The sequence below is a fragment of the Legionella lytica genome (genome assembly GCF_044626755.1).
GTDB classification, from domain to species: domain Bacteria; phylum Pseudomonadota; class Gammaproteobacteria; order Legionellales; family Legionellaceae; genus Legionella; species Legionella lytica_A.
This window is the reverse complement of the sequence record NZ_JBGORX010000001.1, coordinates 231,418-247,843: the sequence shown is the minus strand read 5'-3', so window position 1 is coordinate 247,843 and position 16,426 is coordinate 231,418. Positions and strand designations below refer to the sequence as shown.

Sequence of the window (16,426 nt, the reverse complement as noted above, 5' to 3'; positions counted from 1 at the left end):
TTCAGGGGCCCAGTATGTTAGCCCTACACTACAAAAGTAAGTTGGGCCATTAATTGATTCGCATGGGTATTATGAACCCCAAGAGCAAATGGTACGGGAACAACTTGATTATTTGCTAACATCTTCCCTCTTTTCAATGCAGCATCGCCTAAGCCACTGAACCGGTAGCCTAATCCCAAACGCGTATATTGATTCACATCTACGTCCACACCAAAACCAACACTGTAGCTAAATCGGGTTGAATTATTTTCTGAGAAAGATGGGGCTGTAGTCATACCACCATCTTGAATGGGCGTTACTCGAAAATTCTCCATATTAGTAACTGCGGCCCCTATTCCGCCTAAGGCGTAAGGATGATAGCGACCATGAGTAGTGGTTAAGAATTTTGCTGACACAAGAAATTGGTGCGCGACAAGATTATAGCGATAGCGATGTACGGTGGATATCCCGGAAGTCATACTTACGGTATTAAGTCCCTGGACTCCCACAGGACCAAAATAACTATACTCTAGGCCTGCCTGCACCAATAAATTATACCAGGAGATAGGGTGTTCAACACCAAGAAAACCACCAAGAAAACCATCGCTTTGACCGTCTTTTGAACTTCGGTAGGAATATGCCGTACCATCGCCTCCTAAGTAGGATACCCTGGCCCCTGCATTAATATTGGCATAGCCGCCAAAAAAAGAAAGCACTGAGCGATAGCTCGTAGTCGCGCAATTCATCGTGGATATACCGGATTCCCCCGCTAAAGCATATGAAGAGTACAAGCAAGCCGCGGCGATACTTAGAACAGAAACTCCTAAACGCATATCATTTATCCTTAAATTAATTTCTTTTTAATATCGTACCAAAGTAGCGATGCTAACATAATATTTTGTGATAATAAGCAATCAATTAGAATTAATATTATGTGCCAAGGCGCCTTAGCCTCAGCAGACATCGAGTTGTACAAAAAATCCTGTGTTGGCCATGAAGTCACGCTACCAGTGGCTGCTCGTTATGTTTTTTTTGCAGAATATGCGTTAATGAAGTACAGTTATTTTGTGGAATCCCTTTAGCCATGCTCCTGAAATCACCCAATTAAACCCTAATATAAAACAAGAATATTCCATAGAACAATGGAATACACTGAATACTCTTTATGTAGCTCTTAAACGCAGTCAACAAAATGTATTTATTTATGAAGGGCAGAAACGCTGGATGCAATCGGAAATTGCAGAGTTCCTTTTAGGGACACATCCATTGAATGAACTTCATGCCTCAGAGCTAAAACCTACAACTCCTGAACAAGAGGAATTAAAATGGCTTGCTCAAGAAAATTATCACCGAGAGAAGGAAATATTAAGCAGGCAGAAGCAATCAGAGCAAGTCATGGCACATCGCTATTTTGGGAATCAGCATTGAGATATTAAATTTTTAAAAGATTCATTCGGAGTCCTTTCGAACAGTTTTTATTCCCAGCTTTCTAATAAGAGCACCGCAGTAAATCATCTAGCAGTAAATCATCCATTAGAGAAAAAATTACCGGAAAGTTATCAATCGGATAATATTTTATTGTTTCCTCACGAACCAGCTCTTTTTAGCGGCCATCCGCAAATAGAAACTTTCCTTTTAGACTCTCCTTCCTATCAAAAATTAAGAGCAACAACGACGGGAGCCGATGCATTAGAAGTACCGAATGAAGATAAAGAGAAATTATCGTCTATGGCTACACCGCCCTAATAAACGCCTACCTTAAGGCCTTATTACCCAATCAATATTCCCGAATTACCGCAGCTTGACTGCGGTATCCAGAGATCTCATTCTGTACACAGATGTTAGATCCCGCGAACCAGTCGGGGATGTAGATATAGAGGAAGCGGGGCATTCAGTATTTTGCATATCACTATTGATTAGACTCTTGATATAAAATGATTTTCGACACACCCCGAAATTTATCTATCATTGATGAGACAGATAAAATAGACTTGTAGCGATATGATTAAACAATACCAATTAAGCTCAACTTGGGCTTATTTTAAGGATTGCCAATTAAGGGAGGTAGTAACATGACGGATAAAGACCAAACTCAAAAATTTGTAACGACAGATGCAGGTATACCTGTTCCTAGTACGGAACACTCACTAACCGTTGGACCGAATGGCCCTATAGTGCTGCATGATCATTACCTCATTGAACAGATGGCTAATTTTAACCGCGAAAGAATACCTGAGCGTCAACCCCATGCGAAAGGAAGCGGTGCATTCGGACATTTTGAAGTAACCGAAGATGTAAGTAAGTATACTAAGGCGGCGGTGTTTCAGCCTGGTGCACAAACCAATGTAGTCATGCGTTTTTCAACAGTTGCCGGAGAGCGTGGCAGCCCTGATACCTGGCGGGATCCGCGCGGATTTGCCGTAAAATTTTATACTTCCGAAGGCAACTTTGACCTCGTTGGTAATAATACTCCCGTTTTTTTCCTTCGCGATCCCATGAAATTCCAGCATTTCATTCGCTCTCAAAAACGCCGTGCCGATAATAATTTACGGGATCATGACATGCAATGGGACTTTTGGACCCTGTCTCCCGAATCAGCGCATCAAGTGACATGGCTAATGGGTGATCGCGGGATTCCTAAAAGCTGGCGACAGATGGATGGCTTTTCAAGCCACACCTACATGTGGGTTAATACCAAAGGAGAGAAATTCTGGGTCAAATATCACTTTAAAACAGATCAAGGTATTGAATACCTCACCCAAGATGAGGCCGATTATCTGGCCGGAAAAGATAGCGACTACCATACCCGCGATCTATTTGAAGCAATCAAACGTGGTGAGCATCCAAGCTGGACGCTGCACATGCAAATCATGCCCTTCCATGAAGCAGAAACTTATCGCTATAACCCATTTGATCTTACCAAGGTATGGCCCCATGCAGATTATCCCCTGATTAAAGTTGGAAAACTTACTCTTAATCGTAATCCAACCGATAATCACACGGAAATGGAACAAGCTGCCTTTGAGATAAATAATATGGTTCCGGGAACAGGCATTAGTCCAGATAAAATGCTTCTTGCGAGAGTCTTTTCATATGCTGATGCACACCGAGCACGACTGGGAGTTAACTATAAGCAGATACCGGTTAATAGACCACAATGCCCCGTTCATAGCTACAGTAAGGATGGTGCAATGCGTATGGAAAATGTTGCGGATCCTGTTTATGCACCGAACACTAAAGGTGGCCCTGTAGCTGATAGTTCGCTTAATCCAGAAGTAGCAACATGGAACGCTCACGGGGACTTGGTCCGTGAAGCATATACGTTGCGTAAAGATGATGATGACTACGGACAGGCGAATACATTAGTGCGCAAAGTAATGAATGATGAAGAGCGAAGCAGACTGGTAAGTAACGTCGTTGGTCATCTGCAAAATGGGGTTACGCCGCCAATACTCGAAAGAGCCATTCAATACTGGAAAAATATCGACCAGGAAATTGGGCAACGTATCGAAGAAAAAGTAAAATCCTAACAGGCTAAGGCTTAGAAACAGCCCCAAAGGGGGCTGTCTGATATACAAACACTAATGGTCTACGACTCTACCCCTTTGATTCCAAAATATTAATTGGATTTACAATAATTTGTAGATTTTTTTTACGACCCAATAAACGACCAAACCAACAAATCCCCATAACAAGGCTAATGGGAGAAAATAAACGAGAAACTGAATCAAACTATAAGTGAAGTTACGTAATCCACTAATCAAATCCACATAAGAACTCTTAAATACTTCAGCTATGCGCCATTGTGACTGATAGTCATTTTGTATCGTGGGGCTCATGTGCAAAGTAATACTTATCAAAGATAAGGCAACTGAGTCTTTGTAATATTTTATTTGCCCTTCCAAAACATCTATTTGTCCTTGAGTATCAGTCAATTGCTGATGTACCTTAAGCACGTCCTCAGTCTTTGTTGCACCAAGCATAATTTTTTCGAGTTGACTTTTGGATTTCTGTAAATTTTCTAGCTGACTTTGTAAATTGACGTATTGTTGCGTGATATCCTCTCCACTAATCGTCTCTTGCGTCACCTGAGTGGCTAAGGATTTTAATTGGCCTAATACATTATTTAAGCCTTCTGCAGGAACTCGAATACTAATTTCGCCTGAAGTACTGCCTGTATTCTGGCTAATATTTGAGTTTACAACATATCCCCCGGAAGTATTGGCCAGCTTTATAATGGCATCCATAGCCCGATTAATATCGCTCACTTGTAAGGTAATATTGGCATTACGAATAATCATCCGCCTCATTACATTTTCCGCAGATGGCGATAAGGGGCTTATTTGCGGTGCAGAGCTCATCGCGGCATTATCCATGCGAGCATATGCAGCTACAGGCGCTGGGCCCGGAATAGATGAGATGCTGCCACTACCATACATTGTTGCCCCAGTTATGCTGAACAACCAATGATAAGAGAGAAACAATAAAAACAAAACGCCAATAAAGGCTAAGAAATAAAGTACGGCTTTTTTCATCGTTCGTGCCCCTCATTAAGAGTAGACTTCTTATTTTGAATATATAAAATTTACGCACCTATGCTTTTAAGCATAGCAAAAATTGCAACTGACTTAATCTAACAAGCCACATCATTGACCTACTTCTATTTTAGGTTAAATTTGCACTTCTACTTTAATAATTTAAGATATTAATTATACTTTCAAAATTCCCAGTATTATCGTTTTAACCAGAGTTGGCAGCTAAAGATCCAGCGTTAAACAAAGCGAGATGGAGAATTACCTAAAAGGTTTAGCAAGCGAAACTGGAGTTGAATATCTGAGTTACCAGGATTTTGGTAACCTGCAACTGAAAAATCACTACTGGCTGCATCTAAAGGAGAGACAGCAGCGATTTCTGACAAAAAAACCTCTTTCTTTCCTTTAAGTTCTGTAGTTATTAATATACCTACAGCGGAAAGTAGGCTTCCTGGTACAGCATTTGGAAGCAATAAATAGGAATCAGGGATTTACTTTTCACCTCGATTGATTTGCTTGTTGCATTTCAATCGAGTGTTCCGTTGATTGATATATCAGGGATTTATTCCAAATACCTCAAGCAGGATAAGTTGAGCCAACCACTACTTCTTTATTGACAATCGTACCCAGCTTTTGAACTTCTAGCATGAAACCAGGAATGTCGAAGCTAGTACAAAGATCAACATCCTGAGTAAACTCTACACCATTAATCTTAGATCCTTTACGAAAATGCATGCATTTTGAAACACTAAAAAACATAAATTGTACGCGTTGCGGTGTGTGAATCACTTGGCGTTGCTCACCTTGACTATCCTGCACAGTGAAAGTGCCTTGCCAATCTTCCGTCCCAGCGAAAGCACTACTTAAAGTGGCAAAACCCAAAGCTAAAGACAGTGCCCATTTTTTTACTGACATAAACTAATCCATAGGTAATAAAAAAAGGGCATTTTATTTCACTCTTAAGATGCTTGCAATTAATTCAATGCGTTTATTATCTCTATAGCTTTGTCCTGTTGCAGATTGTGTACGTACGGCTTTATATAACTTAAACCCGATGCCTCATCATGCTACTAATGCATTTAATCCAGGGACTGTATGTGCAAATGAAATTTCTGGCTTCCACGAGCAATTCGTAATAATGAACCTTGTAAAAAAATCCACACATATCGGAATATTTAAAACAAAGTGGCAATAGTTATATTATTCTTTAAGAGCCCATGACTCAAATTTATTTCTGCTATGCTTTAAAGTCATGTTGTTAGGCCATAGGCACAGCTTACAATTGATGAAAATAATCCGTCACTATCATTAGAGATGCTATAATAAACCAATGAATAAGAGTTGGATTCATCGACTGGGAGGCCCTCTCCATAAAGCACATAAACTTTACCATGCTAGAAATTAAATTATCAAAAACTCATCACATGGCATGACTTTAATGCAAAGCATAAGGAATGATTATGTTTTATAAAAAGATAATGTTAGCAGTTGATGGTAGCGACACGTCCAATTCCGCTATGGAAGAAGTTATTAAATTAATAAAAAACGAAAATGCCCAATTGAAAATTATCCACGTAGTTGATGAGTCTTTGCTTTATTATGGGGGTCCAGGGTTTGATTATTCTGCATATATAGAAGTACTCCGAACTGAAGGACAAGATATTTTAAATAAGGCGCAGCAATTTATCGCAGCTCGGGTAGCGATTACAGTTGAAGCAGAGCTACTTGAATTAGGGCAATTGCAGGGAGGAAGAGTCGCTGAGGTAATAGTAGATGCGACGAAGGAATGGCCTGCGGATTTATTGGTTTTAGGTACTCATGGCCGAAAAGGATTTAGCCGTTTTCTGTTGGGTAGTGTGGCAGAACACGTGATGCGTATTGCCTCTACTCCTGTACTCCTTGTCCGAGCCCCATAACTCATGACCTAATGGGACTATCTTTATATAAATGTGCAAAAAAAGCTTAAGGTCGCACGAAAAAAGATAGCGTCCCTTATTGATGTTTGTTTAAGACTCTTGAAACCATATAATAAATGGTTGGTAAAACAAAAAGAGTAAATAAGGTTCCTAAGGATAAACCACCTAAAAGTATCATCCCAATTGCCCGGCGCGCTTCAGCACCGGCATCATGAGATAAAACTAGAGGGATCACGCCAAATATCATGGCTCCTGTTGTCATTAGAATGGGGCGTAAGCGCAGAGCACAGGATTTCTTTATTGCTTCCAGTAACAACACGCCCTCTTTTTGTAATTGATTTGCAAATTCAACAATTAAAATTCCATGTTTGGTAATTAATCCAATTAATGTGATAAGCCCTACTTCGGTGAAAATATTTAAGGATTGACCAAAAAGATAAGCAAATACTAAAGCTCCAGAACAAGCCAGAGGAATGGTGACCAGGATAATTAAGGGATAAACGAAATTTTCAAATTGGATGCAAAGAATAGAATAAATAAATAGAATTGATAATAAAAATAACAAGAGCGTCCGCGATGATTCATTATAAGTTTTAGCAGTCCCCGCCCAGCTCAATTTGTATTGACTGGGTAGGTTTGCTTTCGCAATGCTCCAAAGAGAATCCATTCCTTGTTTAAAGGATTGTTTCGGTGCTAATTGCACATGCAAGCTTGTAGACCTCATTTGATTCACATGCTCTAAGGAAGCAGGTTGTGCGTGGTTTTTCATAGAAGCAACAGTACCTAAAGACACTCTGTGCCCTAATGGGGTAGTAAGGTACAGCTCATCGATATCCCAAGGCTTACTCTTCCCTTGCAAAGTTAAGTTATAAACCACGTTGTCTTTCTGAAAATTGATGGATTTATCACCACTAAAAAAAACCTCGGTCGTTCGCGCGACTTGAGCGGGCGTGAGTCCTAGTTTAGCTAATTTAGATTTATCGACTTCTATAACATAACCCATGGAATCAAGGCGTAAATTATGACGAACTGATTCGAATGCTTTATGACGAGCAAGTAAGGCTTTAAGCTGCTCCGCTTTATTATACAACTGCTCATAATTCTCCGTGGTCGAGAGAACAAGCTCTAGCTCATTTCCATTCATTTCTGTATCCGTACCGGGTAAACCATCATCCCAGCTCCATACCGAAGCATCGGTGGAACGTAGCGTGGCCATTTGAGGTCTCAACGACGCAACAATTTCTGTAGCTGAGCGCTGCCGCTTGGCATGAGGTTTTAAGGGCAAAATAATATTACTCCCCCAGTCACCAGAGAAAGCTAATTGATTTTTAGTCTCAGGCAGCGTTCCAATGACCTGTTCTACTTGTTTACCCTTGGCATCCATGTCATCAACATTTTCACCAATGGAGCGTGGTGTATAAACACCGATTAAACCACGATCTTCTTTGGGTGCAGTTTCCCGAGGCAGTAATTGATAAAAGAATAGGCTTATCCCTACGGTCATTAAAGCGACGAAAAGAGTTAACTTTGTTTTACTGAGCGTTGAAGACAAGACATTAATGTAAGATGTTGAAAGCTTATCAAGCATTACATCAATTTTAGGCCAAAATTGGTTGGTATTTTTAGTGAGCAGGCTGGAACACATTAAGGGAGATAATGTCAGTGCGATTACACCAGAAATAAATACACTTCCTGCCAAAGCCACGGCAAATTCAATAAATAATTGCCCAATCATCCCATCAATAAATGCCAAAGGCGCATAGACGCTAGCTAAAGTGAAGGTCATAGATACAATCGCAAAACTTATTTGCTTCGCCCCTTTTAGAGCAGCCTCCATGGGGGAAAGCCCCTCTTCAATATAGCGCCATATGTTTTCCAGGATTATAATGGCATCGTCCACGACTAAGCCAACCGCAAGCACCATCGCAAGCAGAGTCATTTGATTGATACTAAAACCACACAGCTTTAAAAAGAGCAATGAGCCTAATAGTGAAATGGGTATTGTGACTAAAGGAATCAGGATGGAACGTATATTCCTTAAGAACAGGAATACAATCACCAGCACCAAGAGAATGGATTCGAAAATAGATGATTTAATATTTTTTAATGAAGCCCTGATAAATTCTGATTGATCAATAATGACCCTTATCTTCATATCATCGGGTAAGGTCTTTTTTAATGCTTTAAGTTCTTTGCGGATGGCTTGAGAGACTTCAAGCGGATTAGCATCATTGGCACGCTCAATGGACAGAACCACGCCCGACTGCCCATTAACTTTAATTTGAAATTGGCTATCGTCCGTTTTTAAGCGCACCTGTGCCAATGACTTAAGAAAAACAGGATTATTGTTTACCTTTTTTATAAGTAAATTTTCATAATCTTTAGCCGTTTTTAAATCAAACTCCAGGGTGGTTGGGATTTTATTCTGATATTTTCCTGCTGGAAGCGATAAACGATTCGCAGCAATAGCACTAGCCACTTCATCCGCATTGATACCAAACGCATATAATTTCTTAGGGTCTAAATTAATCTCATAAGTATAAGGACGTCCCCAGACTGCAACTGAGGCAACACCATTCACACTACGAAAAGCATTTTTCAAATTGAGTTGAGCATAATGGGTGAGCTCGCCAAAACTTAAAGAGCGGGATTCAATAGAAATCCCAATAAAAGGTAAACCATCAGACTGATTCTGACGCTCAATTTTCGGAGCCCTTACATTTTCAGGTAAGAATACACGAGCTAATTCTACTGCCTCTTGCGTTGAATTGAGCGCCCTATCCATGACCGTTCCAGGGCGAAAAACTAATTTAATATGAGAAAAACCAGTGTTGGAATAAGAGTTCATTAATTCGACCCCTTCTACTCCAGCCAGCTGTTCTTCAAGTGGATTAGTTACCGCAGATTCAACCAGTTGAGGACTTGCATTCGCATAGCTTGTGTTTACCGTAATGACTGGGAAACTAATCGCTGGATATTCTCTAATTGCTAAGGAGTGATAGCAAAGTACTCCAACCAGCGCAATCAGAAGATTAAGAATAATGGCAATAACCGGATGCTTTAAGAAATAGGTGGTCACATTCATTTGAGTTTATCCCGAAACTTGATTCTTAGGTTGATAAATCGACACTTCCATTCCTGGAGATAATCGCTCGGGACTTTTGATAATCACTTGATCATTTGGTTTTAATCCGGAAATAATTTCTACACTATTTTTTTCTTTAATCCCCGATTTTACGCTCACTAACTCAATACGATTATTAACGACTTTGTAAAGAGAAAGCCCCCCTTCTTTGAGAAATAATGCCTGAACCGGCACCACTAATGCCTGTTTCTTTTCCTGAATAAGGAGTTGTGCATAAATAGTGTCGCCAATAATGCAATCATCACACTGAATATCAACCTCTGCTGGACACATCTGCGTATCACCATCCATCATTTGCTGCAAATGAGATAAATGGTACTTGTGCTTATTAATATAAACGATTTGCTTTTCTTTAATTTGATGGAGGTAATGGCAGGGGATATCCAGGTCAACCGCGATATTTAAAGGATCATAAACAGTAACAACCACATCCCCTGTTTTAACTTGTGAACCCTCTCTGATTTTAAAGGTGCTCACGATTCCATCAAATGGGGAGTAAAAGTGTAAATTCTCTACTTCGATTTTCGTTTTAGCCGCTTCTTTTTGCGCATTGATCCATTGTTGTTTTTTTTCTTCAAGCTCTCTTATGCTGACAAATCCTTTACCTTTCAACTGCAGGAATCGATTATAATGAGCTTCTGAAATTGCCGCTGCATCTTTTGATAACTGGTAGTTTTTCTCAACTTCAGGGTTAATAATTCGAGCAATTAAATCACCTTTTTTAACCGATTGGCCGGACGAACAATTTGCCTCGAACAAACCAGGCGCTTTTGCTGTTAATAAAGTAGCGTGTTTGGGGTGTATCGTACCGATAAGTTTAATGGTTTTTTTAAGCGACGTTGGCTTAACTCGCGTTGTTTCAACAACTTTAAGCGATTTTTCGGGAATAGAGGCAGGGCGATGAAACAAATAAAAGCTCACCATTAATGCTAATGAAATCATCATTAAAATAGATAGATTTCTTTGCCGTTTTTTAGATTTCCATAGCGTATCGACTGCTAATTTGAAGCTCAATCTATTCTCCTAATTGAGTTAATCAAATATCTTTGCCGTGCAATTTACCACAAATTCGGTTTTGAATTAATTATAAATTAGTTAATGATTCTAAATGCCGAAGCTCCTGAGCTTTACCCATGAATACTCTCTTTGCGATTGAGCTAAGGTAAAAGCCGTTTAGATTGAGGTAAGAAAATCACAGGACAAAGTATTCGGTGTGTAATACATCGGAGGTAGATCTTGCGATACAATTTCTTTTCTTTCATGGGTATGCCGTCATTGTATGGGTTTAATAATCGTATCAGGGACGCAAGAGAGCGTGAAAAATCAATTTAAATCATCTAGTTAAATTAACGTGCACTTCTCCGATATGACTGTATGTGGAAGATTTAACCAGCAATCTCTATGCATAAAGAGAATACTATGGGATAATTATTACCCAACTTCGACAATATTAATTTATTTATATGAAAATTAAAACAATTTTGTTAATTATTTCTCTTTTTTTCCCTCTCTCATTGTTCGCTAATGGAACCTGTCCTTTAGCCAACGGAATCAATGTACATACTAAAAAACGGACCTTAAACATATGTAAACAAGGCACTGTAGTTAAGTCATTTAAAGTCGCTCTGGGAAACAATGGCGTGGGTAAAAAGAAAGCCGGTGATAATAAAACACCTGTGGGTCTATATAACTTAGCTTATCCCCGAAAATCCAAACAATTTAAAGTCTTCATTCCCATTATGTATCCAACCTCCAAACAAGTCGCTGCGGGATATACAGGTAGAGATGTTGGAATACATGGACCAACTCAGTCAGGTAATGTGTTAAGTTGGTTAAGTAACTTACCGGGCTCAACGCGGGGTTGTGTTGCTGTGGGTAAGAATAACTACATTGAATATGTAGCTAAGTGGGTCAAATCTAATCCTGGGACAAAGGTTTTAATTATTTAGATGTTAGAGTGCCATCACTTGGCCGCTCTGTGTAAATAAATAGATGCAAACACACGCTTAGCAAATCACCTTATTTTTTGTTAAACTAAGAAGAGCTATTTTTATACAAAGATGTATTAATACGAATTTAGTTTAGGGAAATTGTTATGCTAAAAAATACGCTAAATGCATTTGGAAGTGTGTCGAAGCTCTTCCACTGGGCTATCGCTTTATTAGTCTGTGCTCAGTTTTATTGGGTTTGGTCACCTAATTTTATTTCAATAAGCGACACCATAAAAACTCAATACGTGCTATTGCATAAATCACTTGGTGTAACCATTTTGGTTCTCGCCCTATTATTTATGCTGTGGCGAATGGTAACTCTTCGACCGTCCGACCCCTCTCAGCCTTATTGGAAGTATATTCTGGCAAAAATCGTTCATTATTTCTTGTTTATTTTGCTATTGGCTATGCCTGTATTAGGCTATTTAATGTCTGCGGCCGATGGACGAGCAGTTAGCTTTTTTGGCTTATTTGACTTGCCCAATTTAATCTCGCCTAACCCATACATGGCGGATTTATATTTTCAGGCCCATTCCATATTAGGCTATGTTTTTGCCGTGTTAATTGGGTTACATGTAGCGGCAGCCTTACATCATCATTTTATTGTAAAAGACGATGTATTGAGAAAAATGCTGCCTTTTATAAAAATAAATAAGTAATCGGTAAGATAAAAAATGAGCTTTTACTTTTTAGCTAAGCTCATTTTTTATTTCAAGTGGCTTTTTTTGGAAAAACTTATAATAAGCAATTAACCAGGATACTGTTCCGCAGGTTATTAAACTCACGACACAACCGAAAACCAAAATATAATCATTGATTATCCAGCCATGTAACAAGGTAAATAATTGAATTATATTAAAACCTAGAAAAGTACATAATGAGAGCCCTTCTGCAGTTTTTGCTTTCAAAAGCACAAATATTTGAGGAATGTATAAGGCTGCATTAGCAATTAAACAGACAGAAAAACCCACATTTATAACAAGTTCCCAAGATACCATTTTTTATCCCTCATTTTTTATCTAGTATAGACAGCCGTAGAAAAACAAGTGCCAAAATAAGCAAGTTGTCTTATTTTTTAAAAACATTCCCTGATACTAAATTAATAATATTTGTGCAATATCTAAGCACTCTAATTTTATCAACTACACTTTAAAGGAATATCATTTAAGGAGTTCTAGTAATGCAAGCTGCGAAATATCTAATTGACTTATCCCAAAAAAAGCAGGAATCAGAAAAAGAAAAAGCTATTGAAGCCATTAAACAAGTGTTAGGTTTAATTGGTGAAAATACTGAAAGAGAAGGTTTAATTGATACGCCAAGAAGAGTGGTTGAAAGCTGGACAGAATTATATGAGGGATACTCTATCGATCCTGAGAAGGTATTGGGTACATGCTTCTCAAATGAAAAAAATTACAATCAATTAGTATTACTTCGCGATATAGAAATGTTTTCTATGTGTGAACATCATATGTTGCCTTTTTTCGGCCGAGTACATATAGGCTATATTCCTGATACTAAAGTTGTAGGTTTATCTAAATTAGCCCGCATAGTTGAGTGTTTCTCTCGACGATTACAGATCCAAGAACAGTTAACTGTGCAAATTGCCGAAGCAATATATAACCATTTAAACCCTAAAGGTGTGGGGGTTATTATTGAATCACAGCATTTATGTATGGTGGCACGTGGTGTGAACAAACAAAATCCATACATGGTAACGTCACATTTTATGGGGGTTTTAGAATCAGATTTAACTCGTAGAAAAGAATTTAATGAGCAAATCTTAATAAGAAGATAAATGCTACTTCTTGTATTACCTCTCCTACATAACTAGAAACACTGTTATGTAGGAGAGGTTTTTAGATAAAAGTAATTACAACCCATCATTTTTGGGTTAGGGTGCAAGAATTCATGGAAGGAAATACAAATAAACTCATTCTGATTACTGGTGGAAAAGCGGGTCTTGGCAGAGCTTTAGCGGAGCAATTGGTTCAACAAAAAGCTACGGTCATCGTCACCTCCAGACAAGCCCATTTTCACAAAGAGTTACGCCTTATTCCTGGTGAAATCCATCTACAACAACTGGATGTAACTCAAGAAGATTCAATTTTACAGTTATTTTCATGGATTAACACCCTAAATCGCCCCCTCGATGTACTGGTTAATAATGCAGGCTTAGGAATATTTCAGGCTGTGGAAGACATTAGCACTGCTGAGTGGGAGTTAATCATTAAAACCAATTTAACAGGGGCATTTTTATGCTCAAGAGAAGCGTACCGCATCATGAGAGAACATGGCGGAGGACGCATTATTAATATTGGCTCCATCGCTAATAAAGTAGGATTAACGAATAACTTGGCTTACGGAGCCTCCAAATGGGGTTTAAAAGGCTTGTCAACCAATTTAGGTGAAGAAGGAAAAAATCACCATATTCGTGTGAGTCATGTCACTTTAGGGGCCACCTATACTGAAATTTGGAGAGATAGGCCTGGCTTCGCCAAAGAAGATATGCTGGATCCAAACATTGTTGCTCAGTATCTATCTTATCTGGCTTTACTCCCTTTAGAAATTGCCGTTAATGAGATTGAAATATTGCCAGAAAAAGGAGTTTTATAATGAAACAGCCCCCCTTCCCGCGTATTGCCTTAATCACTGGCGCCGGAGCTGGAATTGGTGCGGCCATTGCACATAAGCTGATTACAGTTACAGATCATTTAATTTTACTCGATCTGCACTTGGAACCTATTGTAGAACTTGCGAAACAATTTCAAGAAGAACACCAGAAAACTGTTTCAACCTATGAATGTGATGTCGGTGATGGACTCAAAGTTGCCCAGCTTTTAACGCAGATACCCAAAGAGAAGTCCCCTACCATTCTGATTAATAATGCTGGATTTGGCGGTCCTTTTCATACTATTGATGAGGTCACTGATACTGAGTGGGATAAAGTGATAAATACTAATTTAAAAAGTATTTTTTATTTTGCCAGAGCCTTATTGCCGGAAATGAAAAAACAAGCCTACGGCAGAATTGTAAACATCGCCTCCATCCAAGGCCTATTTGGAGCGGCCCTATCCTCTACTTATGTAGCAAGCAAGCATGGGGTTATTGGCTATACCAAGGCTATTGCTGCGGAGTGGGGTGAATTTGGTATTAATTGCAATGCTATTTGCCCCGGTTATGTAAATACACGGATGGGAGTGCAGGATGCATCGGTTAATGATCATATGCAAAAAGTAATTAATTTAACACCGGCAAAGCGAATTGCTGAACCGCAGGAAATTGCCGCATTGGTGGGGTATTTAATTAGTGATGAAGCTGCTTTTATTAATGGCGCAAGCTTTACCATTGATGGGGGTTTAAGCTGTCATGTTGGTGTTTCTTAAGGAACGAGGTTTGCAGCCAGACTTTTCCTTAAGTTAAGACTTGAAAAATAGCTATCTCCCTTTAATACTTAATTATAACTTACCACAAGAGTTGAAATAAATATGGTTAAGTTTGTTGAAGTAGAACATAAATTTTGTTTTGATGACCGACAAAGTTTTCAAGAAACAGAAGCCGCAATTATGCAGCTTTATCCTTTGCAAGATTATAAAGTTGAAGTTGCGGAACGTTATTTTCTTGTCGATGGTTTAAAAAACTTTATTGTTCGTCATAAAGTGGATAAAGATAAGCAAAGCCTCACCTTAAAATCATTTTATCCCGGACAAGATACTGAGGCGCGAATTGAAATTGATATTCCTTTAGCTCAGGAAAAAGGTGATCAACTCCAAGCCGTAGAGAGATTCTTATGCGCCTTTAATCAATACAAAGAATATAAGCTAATGAAATATCTACAAGTATTTCTTTTTCCTGAAGCTGAAGTAATTTTATATCAAGCAGTTTCTCAAGACAGAGAATTGTTTGCTTTAGAAATTGAGAGTGTTAAAAAATCCAAAACACAAGCCTTAAAGCATATAAAACAATTTGAACAACAGTTAGGTTTAGATGCGCGACAACGCGAAAAACGTTGTCTGTTTGAATTACTATTTTCTAGCTAAATCATCTGCCGGTGAAAGATTTAGACCCATATTAACATTATTATAATAAGTCAGGGATAGTCGTATGCAATCAAATACTAAAGTAGCGCTCGTTACTGGGGGTGCCAAACGGGTTGGGCGAAGTATTGTTGAAAAATTAGCGCAAAATGGGTTCGACATAGTAATTAACCACCATGCTTCTGATGAAGAAGCACTGGAGGTAAAACAAATAGTAGAACAATGCTCGCAGCGATGTTTAGTCATTAAAGCAAATATTCAGTCCCAGCACGAAGTAAAAGAAATGTTTACTCAAATTAAAGAGCATTTTGGGCATATTGATTTATTAGTAAATAGCGCCTCGTTATATAAAAGTCATTCTTTTCCCTGCGAGGATTTTCAACCTTTATTTGATTCATTTGAAGTTGCTGTTTATGGTAGTTTGTATTGTGCTAATGAAGCCGCCAAAATGATGCTGGAACAAGAAAGTGGTTGCATCATCAACATTATTGATTTATTTGCTTTTTATCCACGCAAAAACATGATGTTTCATGGAGTGTCTAAGGCGGCCTTAGCCAGTATGACTCAATACTTAGCCGTTGAGTTAGGCCCTCATATTCGTGTAAATGCCATTGCCCCAGGCCCCGTGTTAGCCCCAGAACAATACTCTGTTGAGCAACAACAAAAATCAGCAGAGCGTACCTTGCTAAAACGTTGGGGAACACCAGAAGATGTTGCCAAGGCCGTATTGTATCTGGCAGATGCTGACTTTATCACTGGAGATATTCTATTTATCGATGGAGGAAGCCATATTAATATGGCAGAGCACTAGATTCTGGTAGGGTCCAGT

General features: G+C 38.9%; 19 protein-coding genes. 12 read left to right on the top strand and 7 right to left on the bottom strand.

Annotated elements, in window-relative coordinates; translation table 11 throughout:
- Positions 1–23 precede the first annotated feature (23 nt).
- Positions 24–812, bottom strand: a complete 789-nt coding sequence (locus ACD661_RS01010) for an outer membrane protein (protein ID WP_400185669.1) — start codon at positions 810–812, stop codon at positions 24–26.
- A gap of 99 nt (positions 813–911) precedes the next feature.
- Here ACD661_RS01010 and ACD661_RS01005 point away from each other — a divergent pair, with 99 nt between their 5' ends.
- From ACD661_RS01005 to ACD661_RS00990, 4 genes are all read left to right on the top strand, one after another.
- Positions 912–1,061: a hypothetical protein gene (locus ACD661_RS01005; RefSeq protein WP_400185668.1), complete on the top strand. Its 150-nt coding sequence runs from the start codon at positions 912–914 to the stop codon at positions 1,059–1,061.
- Positions 1,045–1,407 (top strand): hypothetical protein, encoded by a 363-nt coding sequence (locus ACD661_RS01000; RefSeq protein WP_400185667.1) that lies wholly within the window; start codon positions 1,045–1,047, stop codon positions 1,405–1,407. Before ACD661_RS01005 ends, ACD661_RS01000 begins: the two co-directional genes overlap by 17 nt.
- A 150-nt stretch (positions 1,408–1,557) precedes the next feature.
- Positions 1,558–1,725: a hypothetical protein gene (locus ACD661_RS00995; protein ID WP_400185665.1), complete on the top strand. Its 168-nt coding sequence runs from the start codon at positions 1,558–1,560 to the stop codon at positions 1,723–1,725.
- A 326-nt stretch (positions 1,726–2,051) separates the two neighbouring features.
- The gene (locus ACD661_RS00990; RefSeq protein ID WP_400185663.1) at positions 2,052–3,509 is read left to right on the top strand and encodes a catalase; all 1,458 of its coding nucleotides are present in this window, start codon (positions 2,052–2,054) and stop codon (positions 3,507–3,509) included.
- 99 nt (positions 3,510–3,608) lie between these two features.
- On the opposite strand, the gene ACD661_RS00985 is transcribed toward ACD661_RS00990, so the two are convergent.
- The 3 genes from ACD661_RS00985 to ACD661_RS00975 all read right to left on the bottom strand — a co-directional run bounded on the left by ACD661_RS00985 (position 3,609) and on the right by ACD661_RS00975 (position 5,426).
- Positions 3,609–4,514 (bottom strand): DUF4349 domain-containing protein, encoded by a 906-nt coding sequence (locus ACD661_RS00985; RefSeq protein ID WP_400185661.1) that lies wholly within the window; start codon positions 4,512–4,514, stop codon positions 3,609–3,611.
- Positions 4,515–4,750: 236 nt separating this feature from the next.
- Positions 4,751–4,897 (bottom strand): hypothetical protein, encoded by a 147-nt coding sequence (locus ACD661_RS00980; protein ID WP_400185659.1) that lies wholly within the window; start codon positions 4,895–4,897, stop codon positions 4,751–4,753.
- 190 nt (positions 4,898–5,087) lie between these two features.
- Complete coding sequence (locus ACD661_RS00975; RefSeq protein ID WP_400185658.1) at positions 5,088–5,426, bottom strand: hypothetical protein; 339 nt, start codon at positions 5,424–5,426, stop codon at positions 5,088–5,090.
- 545 nt (positions 5,427–5,971) lie between these two features.
- Here ACD661_RS00975 and ACD661_RS00970 point away from each other — a divergent pair.
- Positions 5,972–6,427: a universal stress protein gene (locus ACD661_RS00970; RefSeq protein ID WP_400185657.1), complete on the top strand. Its 456-nt coding sequence runs from the start codon at positions 5,972–5,974 to the stop codon at positions 6,425–6,427.
- Positions 6,428–6,503: 76 nt separating this feature from the next.
- Here the strand turns inward: ACD661_RS00970 and ACD661_RS00965 are convergent, their stop codons facing one another.
- Both ACD661_RS00965 and ACD661_RS00960 read right to left on the bottom strand, forming a co-directional pair.
- A complete protein-coding gene (locus tag ACD661_RS00965; RefSeq protein ID WP_400185655.1) occupies positions 6,504–9,512 on the bottom strand; it encodes an efflux RND transporter permease subunit in 3,009 nt (1,002 codons plus the stop codon).
- Between the two features lie 6 nt (positions 9,513–9,518).
- A complete protein-coding gene (locus tag ACD661_RS00960) occupies positions 9,519–10,586 on the bottom strand; it encodes an efflux RND transporter periplasmic adaptor subunit (protein WP_400185653.1) in 1,068 nt (355 codons plus the stop codon).
- A 449-nt stretch (positions 10,587–11,035) separates the two neighbouring features.
- Between ACD661_RS00960 and ACD661_RS00955 the strand changes: the two genes are divergently transcribed.
- Positions 11,036–11,521: a L,D-transpeptidase family protein gene (locus ACD661_RS00955; RefSeq protein WP_400185652.1), complete on the top strand. Its 486-nt coding sequence runs from the start codon at positions 11,036–11,038 to the stop codon at positions 11,519–11,521.
- 146 nt (positions 11,522–11,667) lie between these two features.
- Positions 11,668–12,222, top strand: coding sequence for a cytochrome b (locus tag ACD661_RS00950; RefSeq protein ID WP_400185650.1), 555 nt, complete (start codon positions 11,668–11,670; stop codon positions 12,220–12,222).
- 30 nt (positions 12,223–12,252) lie between these two features.
- Here the strand turns inward: ACD661_RS00950 and ACD661_RS00945 are convergent, their stop codons facing one another.
- Entirely contained in the window at positions 12,253–12,561 is a 309-nt protein-coding gene (locus tag ACD661_RS00945) for a hypothetical protein (RefSeq protein WP_400185648.1), read from the bottom strand.
- A gap of 182 nt (positions 12,562–12,743) precedes the next feature.
- On the opposite strand from ACD661_RS00945, the gene folE reads away from it, so the two are divergent.
- The 5 genes from folE to ACD661_RS00920 all read left to right on the top strand — a co-directional run bounded on the left by folE (position 12,744) and on the right by ACD661_RS00920 (position 16,408).
- Positions 12,744–13,358, top strand: a complete 615-nt coding sequence (gene folE, locus ACD661_RS00940; protein ID WP_400185647.1) for a GTP cyclohydrolase I FolE — start codon at positions 12,744–12,746, stop codon at positions 13,356–13,358.
- A gap of 113 nt (positions 13,359–13,471) precedes the next feature.
- Positions 13,472–14,176 carry an SDR family oxidoreductase gene (locus tag ACD661_RS00935; protein ID WP_400185646.1) on the top strand — a complete coding sequence of 235 codons (705 nt, stop codon included), beginning with the start codon at positions 13,472–13,474 and terminating at the stop codon, positions 14,174–14,176.
- Positions 14,176–14,946, top strand: coding sequence for an SDR family NAD(P)-dependent oxidoreductase (locus tag ACD661_RS00930; protein ID WP_400185644.1), 771 nt, complete (start codon positions 14,176–14,178; stop codon positions 14,944–14,946). The genes ACD661_RS00935 and ACD661_RS00930 overlap by 1 nt, the downstream gene beginning before the upstream one ends.
- Before the next feature lie 102 nt (positions 14,947–15,048).
- Positions 15,049–15,600 (top strand): hypothetical protein, encoded by a 552-nt coding sequence (locus ACD661_RS00925; RefSeq protein ID WP_400185642.1) that lies wholly within the window; start codon positions 15,049–15,051, stop codon positions 15,598–15,600.
- A gap of 64 nt (positions 15,601–15,664) precedes the next feature.
- On the top strand, positions 15,665–16,408 hold the full coding sequence (locus ACD661_RS00920; RefSeq protein ID WP_400185641.1) for an SDR family NAD(P)-dependent oxidoreductase: 744 nt from the start codon (positions 15,665–15,667) through the stop codon (positions 16,406–16,408).
- Positions 16,409–16,426: the final 18 nt, after the last annotated feature.

Coding starts and splice junctions, on each gene's coding strand:
- ACD661_RS00965 (WP_400185655.1), bottom strand. CDS start 9,512: ATGAATGTGACCACCTATTTCTTAAAGCATCCGGTTATTGCCATTATT.
- folE (WP_400185647.1), top strand. CDS start 12,744: ATGCAAGCTGCGAAATATCTAATTGACTTATCCCAAAAAAAGCAGGAA.
- ACD661_RS00975 (WP_400185658.1), bottom strand. CDS start 5,426: ATGTCAGTAAAAAAATGGGCACTGTCTTTAGCTTTGGGTTTTGCCACT.
- ACD661_RS00925 (WP_400185642.1), top strand. CDS start 15,049: ATGGTTAAGTTTGTTGAAGTAGAACATAAATTTTGTTTTGATGACCGA.
- ACD661_RS00970 (WP_400185657.1), top strand. CDS start 5,972: ATGTTTTATAAAAAGATAATGTTAGCAGTTGATGGTAGCGACACGTCC.
- ACD661_RS00985 (WP_400185661.1), bottom strand. CDS start 4,514: ATGAAAAAAGCCGTACTTTATTTCTTAGCCTTTATTGGCGTTTTGTTT.
- ACD661_RS00945 (WP_400185648.1), bottom strand. CDS start 12,561: ATGGTATCTTGGGAACTTGTTATAAATGTGGGTTTTTCTGTCTGTTTA.
- ACD661_RS00935 (WP_400185646.1), top strand. CDS start 13,472: ATGGAAGGAAATACAAATAAACTCATTCTGATTACTGGTGGAAAAGCG.
- ACD661_RS00955 (WP_400185652.1), top strand. CDS start 11,036: ATGAAAATTAAAACAATTTTGTTAATTATTTCTCTTTTTTTCCCTCTC.
- ACD661_RS01005 (WP_400185668.1), top strand. CDS start 912: ATGTGCCAAGGCGCCTTAGCCTCAGCAGACATCGAGTTGTACAAAAAA.
- ACD661_RS00950 (WP_400185650.1), top strand. CDS start 11,668: ATGCTAAAAAATACGCTAAATGCATTTGGAAGTGTGTCGAAGCTCTTC.
- ACD661_RS00930 (WP_400185644.1), top strand. CDS start 14,176: ATGAAACAGCCCCCCTTCCCGCGTATTGCCTTAATCACTGGCGCCGGA.
- ACD661_RS01010 (WP_400185669.1), bottom strand. CDS start 812: ATGCGTTTAGGAGTTTCTGTTCTAAGTATCGCCGCGGCTTGCTTGTAC.
- ACD661_RS00990 (WP_400185663.1), top strand. CDS start 2,052: ATGACGGATAAAGACCAAACTCAAAAATTTGTAACGACAGATGCAGGT.
- ACD661_RS00920 (WP_400185641.1), top strand. CDS start 15,665: ATGCAATCAAATACTAAAGTAGCGCTCGTTACTGGGGGTGCCAAACGG.